Genomic DNA, 8,689 nt, shown 5'->3' on the forward strand with positions numbered 1-8,689 from the left:
ATGTGATCGCGCTCCTCGAAGGTCTTGTCAAGCCCCATCTTGCCGATCACCGAACGCAGCAGCGTCTGCGCCAGCTGGGTGATCGCCGACAGGTAGTTGGACGAGCCGTAGCTCGCGCGCATCGGGTCGGTGACCTGGAAGTAGATGATGCCGTCGACCTGCAGCTGGGTGTTGTCCTTGGTGATGCAGACCTGGCTCGGCACGTCGAGCGGCACCTCTTTCAGCGAGTGCTTGTAGGCGACGCGCTCGATGAAGGGCACGACGAATTTCAGCCCCGGCGTCAGTGTGCGGTCGTATTTGCCGAGTCTCTCGACGACCCAGGCATTCTGCTGCGGCACGATCTTGATCGTGCGGATGACGAAGAGGGCGGCGATGACCGCGAAGATGAGTGCGACTTCCATGAGGGGCTTTCGGAAAGAGGGAGTGATCAGATCGGTGAGAGAACGAGCCAGTTGCCTTCGACCGCACTGACGACGTGCGCGCCCGGCGCGGCCGGCGCACCGGGCGCGAGGCGCGCGGTCCAGGCCGAGCCTCGGTACTGGACCCGGGCGGTGCGGTCAGCCGCCCACGCGGCGACGTTGACACGTTCGCCGATGTCGAGGTTGACATCGCGGTTCTCGCGCGCGGGCGCCGATTGCGGCTGGTTGTAGCGCCGCCAGTGCCACAGCGCGGTCGCCCCGCCGCCGACCAGCGCGGCGACGATCACTTGCGCGTTCAGGCCGAACCCGAGGTGGGTTGCGAGCCCGCCGGCGGCCAGGCCCAACGCGATCATCAGCAGGTAAAACGTGCCGGTCGCGAGCTCGGCCGCAACCGCGACGCCGGCGGCGACCCACCACAGCGTGGCGATCGAAAATTCCATTCTTGTTCTCCCGAGCGGATACTGCTCACGAGTGTAGGCGCGCGCCGCGCACGGCCGACCCACAGTGGCCCTACACTTCGCGCTTTTCCGTACCTGCCGCCCCCGCCCAATCGAGGCCCTGCCCATGCTGCGTTTCAACTTCCCGATCGTTATCATCGACGAGGACTTCCGCTCCGAGAACACCTCGGGTCTGGGCATTCGCGCGCTTGCCTCGGCGATCGAGAAAGAGGGCTTCGAGGTGCTGGGCGCCACGAGCTACGGCGACCTGAGCCAGTTCGCGCAGCAGCAAAGCCGCGCCAGCGCGTTCATCCTGTCGATCGACGACGAAGAGTTCACGCCCGGCCCCGAGCTCGACCCGGTGGTGCTGAACCTGCGCAAGTTCATCGAGGAAGTGCGCTTCAAGAACGCCGAGGTGCCGATCTACCTGTATGGCGAGACGCGCACCTCGCAGCACATCCCCAACGACATCCTGCGCGAGCTGCACGTCTTCATCCACATGGTCGAGGAGGCGCCCGAGTTCCTGGCGCGCCACCTCATCCGCGAGGCTAAAAGTTACCTTGACTCGCTGGCGCCGCCTTTCTTCAAGGCGCTGATGGACTATGCCCAGGACGGCTCTTACTCCTGGCATTGCCCCGGCCACTCAGGTGGCGTGGCTTTCCTCAAGAGCCCGGTGGGCCAGATGTTCCACCAGTTCTATGGCGAGAACATGCTGCGCGCCGACGTGTGCAACGCGGTGGAAGAGTTGGGCCAGTTGCTGGACCACACCGGCCCCGTGGCCGCCTCCGAACGCAACGCGGCGCGCATCTTCAATGCCGACCATTGCTTCTTCGTCACCAACGGCACGTCCACGTCCATCAAGATGGTGTGGCACCACACCGTGGCCCCGGGTGATGTGGTCCTGGTTGACCGCAACTGCCACAAGTCCATCCTGCACGCGATCATCATGACCGGGTCCATCCCCGTGTTCCTGACGCCCACGCGCAACCACTTTGGCCTGATTGGGCCGATCCCGCAAAGCGAGTTCACCAAGGCCTCGATCGAGAAGAAGATCAAGGCGCACCCCTTGCTCAAGGGCGTGGACCCGAAGAAGGTCAAGCCGCGCATTTTGACAATCACGCAGAGCACCTACGACGGCGTGCTCTACAACACCGAGACCATCAAGGGCATGCTCGACGGCTGGATCGACAACATCCACTTCGACGAAGCCTGGTTGCCGCACGCCGCCTTCCACAGCTTTTATGGCGAGTTTCACGCCATGGGCAAGGACCGCGTGCGCCCCAAGGAGGCCGTGGTCTACGCCACGCAGTCCACGCACAAGCTGCTGGCCGGCATCAGCCAGGCTTCGCAGGTGCTGGTGCAAGACGCGCAAAACACCAAGCTTGATACGCACCTCTTCAACGAGGCCTACCTGATGCACACCTCCACCAGCCCGCAGTACGCCATCATCGCGTCCTGCGATGTGGCGGCCGCCATGATGGAGCCGCCCGGTGGCACCGCGCTGGTCGAGGAAAGCATCCGCGAGGCGGTGGACTTCCGCCGCGCCATGCGCAAGGTCGACAAGGAGTTTGGCAAAGACTGGTGGTTCAAGGTCTGGGGCCCGGACAAGCTCACCAAGGACGACGTGGGTTCGCCCGACGATTGGGTGCTCAAGGGCAACGCCAAGTGGCACGGCTTTGGTGATTTGGCCGACGGCTTCAACATGCTCGACCCCATCAAGTCGACCATCATCAACCCGGGCCTGGACGTCTCGGGCAAGTTTGCCGAGACCGGCATCCCCGCCAGCATCGTCACCAAGTACCTGGCCGAGCACGGCGTGGTGGTCGAAAAAACCGGCCTGTACTCGTTCTTCATCATGTTCACCATCGGCATCACCAAGGGCCGCTGGAACACGCTGTTGACCGCCTTGCAGCAGTTCAAGGACGACTACGACAAGAACCAGCCGATGTGGCGTGTGCTGCCCGAGTTCTGCGCCAAGTGGCCGATGTATGAGCGCGTGGGCCTGAGCGACCTGTGCCAGCGCATCCACCAGATGTACGCCAAGAGCGACATTGCGCGCCTGACCACCGAGATGTACCTGTCGGACTTGCAGCCCGCGATGAAGCCCAGCGAGGCCTACGCCTACATCGCGCACCGCAAGACCGAGCGCGTCGAGATCGAGCAGCTGGAAGGCCGCGTCACGACCGCCTTGCTGACGCCTTACCCGCCCGGCATCCCGCTGCTGATCCCCGGTGAGCGCTTCAACAAGAAGATCGTGGACTACCTGCGCTTCGCCCGCGATTTCAACCGCATGTTCCCCGGCTTCACCACCGACGTTCACGGCCTGGTGGCCAAGCCCAATGAGGCGGGTGAGCTTTGCTACTACGTGGATTGCGTCAAGGACGAAGGCTAAGCTTCATCCCTGGCGGGTTCAGGGCAGCCAGAGTTCAAAGCTGGCGCCGCCTTCCGGGCGGTTGACCAGCGCGACCCGGCCCTCACGGTCGGCGCAACGGTGGGCTTTGGCCACCGCCTCGCACAGTGCGGTGCCCAGGCCGGTTGATTGATCGGATTGGTCGGACGGATCGATCGCGCCCAGGCCGGGGCCATCGTCTTCGATGCTCAGCACCAGATAGCCGTCTTGCTCACGCGCACCCAGCACCACGTTGTGTCGGCTGAAGCGCATGGCGTTGTGCAGGGCGGCCTCCAGGGCCATGTAAACCAGGCGACGGTCCAGGTACCAGAAGGGCGGCATGACCCTGGCACTGTCCACCGTCACTTTGGGCGTGCCAGGTGTGATCAACCTTTTGAGCGCGGCTGTGTGCTGGAGCGACTTCAGAATGTCCCGAGGTGACTCGTCCTCGCTGAGCACCCGCAGTCCACCGGGGGCGCCATACACGGTCAGGAACTGAACAAACTGTCGGCGCAGCTCGGTGCAGTGCAAGTAGGCGCTTTGGGCCAGACTGGGGTCCGGCTGATCGATCAGGGCTTCCAGTTCGTTTTCGAGGGTCCCCAAAGCGTTCTTGAGGTCGTGGGCGATGAGGGCAAAAGAGGCGGCTTCCATGGCGTCTTCAGTCAGGCTCAATGGGCCACCGAGGTGGGCTCCATGGTGGCCAATGTTTCTCGAAAATAACGTTTCATCATGGTCACGCGGTCATTGGCGGGCATCAAGTTTTCCAGGCGGTTCAGGTACAGGCGAACGCGCTCGACGATGCCGTGGTTGTAGTCCTTCTTCAGCCTCAAAGCCATGCAATTGATCTGGGCTGCCTGCAGCAAAACCGCGGTGTTTTCGGGGTGGTCGCGCACCGCGGCTTCAATGGCCTGCACAGCCTCGTCGATCTGACTGTCGCGCAGCAGTTTGCGGGCATCCTGCACACGTGCCTGCATGGCGGCCGATGCCGAGTTGATGAGTTGATCGATCTTGTCTTCGTGCCCCGTGGCGCGCAGGGCATTGCCGATCATTTGCTTGGTCTTGGGGTTTTCGTGGTCCGAGCTGACGGCCGTGGCCAAGAGCTTCAAGCCTTCATCTTCGTACCCGGCCATCAACTCGGCCTTGGCCAGCGCGATGGTGGCGAAATCGGCCTTGCCTTTGCGGAGGTTTTCGCGGGCGCGCTTCAGTGTTTTCTCGGCCTCGTCTGGCGTGCCGGCTTTGACTTGCGCCTGAACCTGGATGGCCAGGGCCACGCCGCCATAGGTTGGCAGGTTGCGGTACAGGTTGTTGCCCTCGACCAGCAGTTTCAAGGCGTCGGCCGGCTCACCCATGTCGACCATGGCCTGAGCCAGCAGCAAGGTGTCCTGGGGTTGAGCGATCACCGAACCCCGAGTGGCCTTGGCCACTTTCTGCATGCATTCCTTGGCCGTGTCCAGGTCGCCATTGCGGTAGGCGCTTTCGCCCAGCAGACGGTGACGCCGTGCCGATGGCACCACGGTGGCCGCATCGCGCAAAACCCACATGGCGCCTTGGGCATCGCCTTGCGCCTCCATGGACTCGGCAACCACATCGTAGGCGGCCACATTCTTTTCGCCTTCCGGCGTCTGGATGATGTTCTGCGCCAATTGCCTGGCGTCATCAAACTGCCCCGCAGACTTGTGCGCGCGGGCCAGGCCCAATTGGGCCCATGGCAGATTGCTGCGCTTGTCCAGGGCCTGCCGGTAGGCCTGCTTGGCCTCCTCATGCTTGCCCAGTTGCAGCAGGGTTTTGCCCTTGACCTGCAAGGCGGCCATCGTCCAGCGGTTTTCGGCTTTCAGGATTTGGTCGCAAGCCTGGACCGCGCCCAGCAGATCGTCCTTGGCCAGCTTCAGGCTAATGGGCAGCAGGGCATCGCGTTTTTCCAGCAAGGCCTTCAGTCGGTCTTCGATGTGACAGGCCGTGATGGGCTTGAGCAGGTACGCATCCGGATGATGCTCTGTGGCGGCGGCCACTGAGGCATAGGCGCTTTCCGCAGTCACCATGAAGAAAAGGCAGTCAACGGGCAGCAGGTTGGTGTCGCGCAAGTGCTCGAACAGCTGCTGGCCATCGGTTTTCTGGTTCAGGTTGTAGTCACACAGGATGAGGTTGTAACGGCGACTTTTGATCAGGCGCGCGGCGTCTTCCGCGTTGGCGGCTACGTCAACCCGCGTGATGCCCAACTGCCCCAGCTGGCCACGCAAAGTGGTCTGCTGCACCGACATGTCGTCGATGACCAGGGCCTGAAGGTTTGAAAATTGAGTTTGAGTTGCCATGAAAAATTACCCGCATCTTGTGGCCTAACCAGGCTGTATTTCGGATTTCGGCATTTCTGGCGAACAACTTGAGCCCATGCCCCAACTGTGCGTAGATCTTGCGTAAGTAAGGGCGTCACCTGTTTCCTCTTTGGAGTTTTGTCAAATGACCTTGTTCAAGCTGATCCGTCGCATTTTGCTGATTCAAATCAAAGGCGTGAGCCTGTGCCAGGCGGCCAAAGCTTGGCCTACTCGGCGATCTACCCGCTGATGACCGCTTTCAACGCCCTGCCCAAAGCCGCCTTCATCCCGATCCTGGTCAACATTGCCACCGGCCTGGCCACGCTGGAGCCTGAGCTGGAAGACGAGCTGCGGGTGTTGGGTGCGCGCCGATGGGACGTGCTGATCAAGGTGTGTGAACGGCTGTCACGCTCGATGCCTTACTTTTATGGCTCGCTGAAGGTGGCCATCACGCTGGCTTTCGTCGGCACCACGGTGTCAGAGATGACCGCCTCAAACGAAGGCATTGGCTACCTGTTGACCTCGGCGGGTTCGTCCATGCAGATGGGGCTGGCGTTCGGTGGGTTGATGGTGGTGGGTGCCATGGCCATGATCATGTACGAGCTGTTTTCGGTGATTGAAACCCGCACCACGGCTTGGGCACACCGCAGCAACCAGAACCACTGAACCATTGAAAAAGGCACCCGAAGGTGCCTTTGCTTTGGTTAACTTCAACTCACTTGAAGATGTTCTTCACCCGATCGGTCCAGCTTTTGCTGTTGGGTGAGTGTTTCTCGCCGCCTTTTTTGAACGACTCGTCCAACTCTTTCAGCAGCTTGCGCTGGTGCTCGGTCAGCTTGACGGGCGTCTCGACCGCGATGTGGCAGTACAGATCGCCCGGGTAGCTGGCCCGGATGCCCTTGATGCCCTTGCCGCGAAGGCGGAAGGTCTTGCCATGCTGCGTGCCTTCGGGGATGTCGATTTCCGCCTTGCCACCCAGCGTGGGCACTTCGATCGAACCACCCAGGGCCGCCGAGGTCAGCGGGATCGGCACATGGCAGTGCAGGTCGTCGCCATCGCGCTCGAAGATCTCGTGCTGCTTGATGCGGATCTCGATGTACAGGTCGCCAGCGGGGCCGCCATTGGTGCCGGGCTCGCCATTGCCGGCCGAGCGAATGCGCATGCCTTCGTTGATGCCGCCTGGGATCTTGACTTCCAGGACCTTGGTCTTCTTGACGCGGCCTTGGCCACTGCAAGTGACGCAAGGCTCGGGGATGACCTTGCCGGTGCCCTGGCAGTGCGGGCAGGTTTGCTGCACGCTGAAAAAGCCCTGGCGCATGTGCACATTGCCCACACCATTGCAGGTCGGGCAGGTTTTTGCGCTGGTGCCGGGTTTGGCGCCAGTACCGGTGCAGGTGACGCAGTCTTCCCAGCTGGGAATGCGGATCTGCGTGTCCTTGCCCGCTGCGGCTTCTTCCAACGAGATTTCCATCGCATAGGACAGGTCGCTGCCTCGGTAGACCTGGGGGCCGCCGCCGCGCCTGCCACCACCTTGGCCGCCTTGGCCAAAGATGTCGCCAAAGATGTCGCCAAAGGCATCGGCAAAGCCGCCAAAGCCTTCTGCGCCCTGGCCACCGCGGCCGCCCATGTTCGGGTCCACGCCCGCGTGGCCGAACTGGTCGTAGGCTGCACGCTTTTTGGCGTCCGAGAGCATCTCGTAGGCTTCTTTGCCTTCTTTGAACTTCTCTTCGGCTTCCTTGGACTTGTCACCCTGATTGCGGTCGGGGTGGTGCTTCATGGCCAGCTTGCGGTAGGCCTTTTTGATCTCTTCCTCGGAGGCGCCTTTGGCGAGTCCCAGAACTTCGTAGTAATCGCGTTTCGCCATGATGCTTTCAGGCTGTGAGTGACAAGGGGCACAGGAGTGCGAGATTGTCTCTCACACGTCTGTGCCCCGTAAGCGCAATGAAGACGCCTTAGTCCTTTTTGACTTCCTTGAACTCGGCGTCGACCACGTTGTCGTCGGCAGGCTTGGCCTCGGCAGCACCTTCGGCCGCGCCACCAGGCGCGCTACCTGCGGCGCCTTGGGCAGCTTGCATGTCGGCGTACATCTTCTCGCCCAGCTTCTGGCTGGCCGTCATAAGGGCGTTGGTCTTGGCCTCGATGTCGACCTTGTCGTCGCCCTTGATGGCTTCGTCGACGTCCTTGATCGCGGCTTCGATCTTTTCCTTCTCACTGGCGTCCAGCTTGTCGCCGTACTCGGTCAGCGACTTGCGCACGCTGTGAACCATGGCATCGCCCTGGTTTTTAGCCTGCACCAGTTCGACCTTCTTCTTGTCGTCGACAGCGTTCAACTCGGCATCCTTCACCATCTTCTGGATCTCGTCCTCGGTCAGGCCCGAGTTCGCCTTGATGGTGATCTTGTTTTCCTTGCCGGTGCCCTTGTCCTTGGCGCCCACGTGCAGGATGCCGTTGGCGTCGATGTCGAAGCTCACTTCAATTTGCGGCGTGCCACGCGGTGAGGGTGGGATGCCTTCCAAGTTGAACTCGCCCAGCATCTTGTTGCCCGAGGCCAGCTCGCGCTCGCCCTGGAACACCTTGATGGTCACGGCAGGTTGGCTGTCTTCGGCGGTTGAGAAGGTTTGCGCAAACTTGGTGGGGATGGTCGTGTTCTTGGCGATCATCTTGGTCATCACGCCGCCCATGGTCTCGATGCCGAGCGACAGGGGGCTGACGTCCAGCAGCAGCACGTCGGTGCGGTCACCGGCCAGCACCTGGCCTTGGATGGCGGCGCCCACGGCCACGGCTTCATCGGGGTTCACGTCCTTGCGGGGTTCCTTGCCGAAGAACTCTTTGACCTTTTCTTGCACCTTGGGCATGCGGGTCATGCCGCCGACCAGGATCACGTCCTGGATGTCGGCCACGTTCACACCGGCATCCTTGATGGCCATGCGGCAAGGCGCGATCGTGCGTTCGATCAGGTCTTCGACCAGCGACTCCAGCTTGGCGCGGGTCAGCTTCACGTTCAAGTGCTTGGGACCACTGGCATCGGCCGTGATCTAGGGCAGGTTGACGTCGGTCTGCGCGCTGTTCGACAGCTCGATCTTTGCCTTTTCAGCGGCTTCCTTCAGGCGTTGCAGGGCGAGCACGTCCTTGGTC

The 8,689-nt window shown here is 61.9% G+C and carries 6 protein-coding genes and 2 pseudogenes; 2 read left to right on the forward strand and 6 right to left on the reverse strand.

The features are described 5' to 3' along the window. Positions 1-401, reverse strand: a 401-nt coding sequence (locus H7225_RS16090; protein ID WP_290663646.1) for a paraslipin, incomplete at its 3' end; no start/stop codon positions are given. A gap of 26 nt (positions 402-427) precedes the next feature. Then, the gene (locus H7225_RS16095) at positions 428-859 is read right to left on the reverse strand and encodes an NfeD family protein (RefSeq protein ID WP_290663648.1); all 432 of its coding nucleotides are present in this window, start codon (positions 857-859) and stop codon (positions 428-430) included. Positions 860-983: 124 nt separating this feature from the next. Here H7225_RS16095 and H7225_RS16100 point away from each other — a divergent pair, with 124 nt between their 5' ends. After that, a complete protein-coding gene (locus tag H7225_RS16100; RefSeq protein WP_290663650.1) occupies positions 984-3,248 on the forward strand; it encodes an arginine/lysine/ornithine decarboxylase in 2,265 nt (754 codons plus the stop codon). Positions 3,249-3,266: 18 nt separating this feature from the next. Here the strand turns inward: H7225_RS16100 and H7225_RS16105 are convergent, their stop codons facing one another. Next, positions 3,267-3,896: a HAMP domain-containing sensor histidine kinase gene (locus H7225_RS16105; RefSeq protein WP_290663652.1), complete on the reverse strand. Its 630-nt coding sequence runs from the start codon at positions 3,894-3,896 to the stop codon at positions 3,267-3,269. 17 nt (positions 3,897-3,913) lie between these two features. Continuing rightward, entirely contained in the window at positions 3,914-5,554 is a 1,641-nt protein-coding gene (locus H7225_RS16110) for a tetratricopeptide repeat protein (RefSeq protein ID WP_290663654.1), read from the reverse strand. Positions 5,555-5,776: 222 nt separating this feature from the next. Here H7225_RS16110 and H7225_RS16115 point away from each other — a divergent pair. Then, positions 5,777-6,220 (forward strand): annotated as a pseudogene (locus tag H7225_RS16115) (ABC transporter permease subunit); the annotation flags it as partial. Positions 6,221-6,269: 49 nt separating this feature from the next. On the opposite strand, the gene dnaJ reads toward H7225_RS16115, so the two are convergent. Together dnaJ and H7225_RS16125 are read right to left on the reverse strand one after the other, a co-directional pair. After that, positions 6,270-7,418 (reverse strand): molecular chaperone DnaJ, encoded by a 1,149-nt coding sequence (gene dnaJ, locus H7225_RS16120; protein ID WP_290663656.1) that lies wholly within the window; start codon positions 7,416-7,418, stop codon positions 6,270-6,272. 88 nt (positions 7,419-7,506) lie between these two features. Beyond that, a pseudogene (locus H7225_RS16125) lies at positions 7,507-8,689 on the reverse strand (Hsp70 family protein); the annotation flags it as partial.

Origin of the sequence: Aquabacterium sp. (assembly GCF_014378415.1) — a bacterium.
Taxonomy (GTDB): domain Bacteria; phylum Pseudomonadota; class Gammaproteobacteria; order Burkholderiales; family Burkholderiaceae_C; genus Aquabacterium.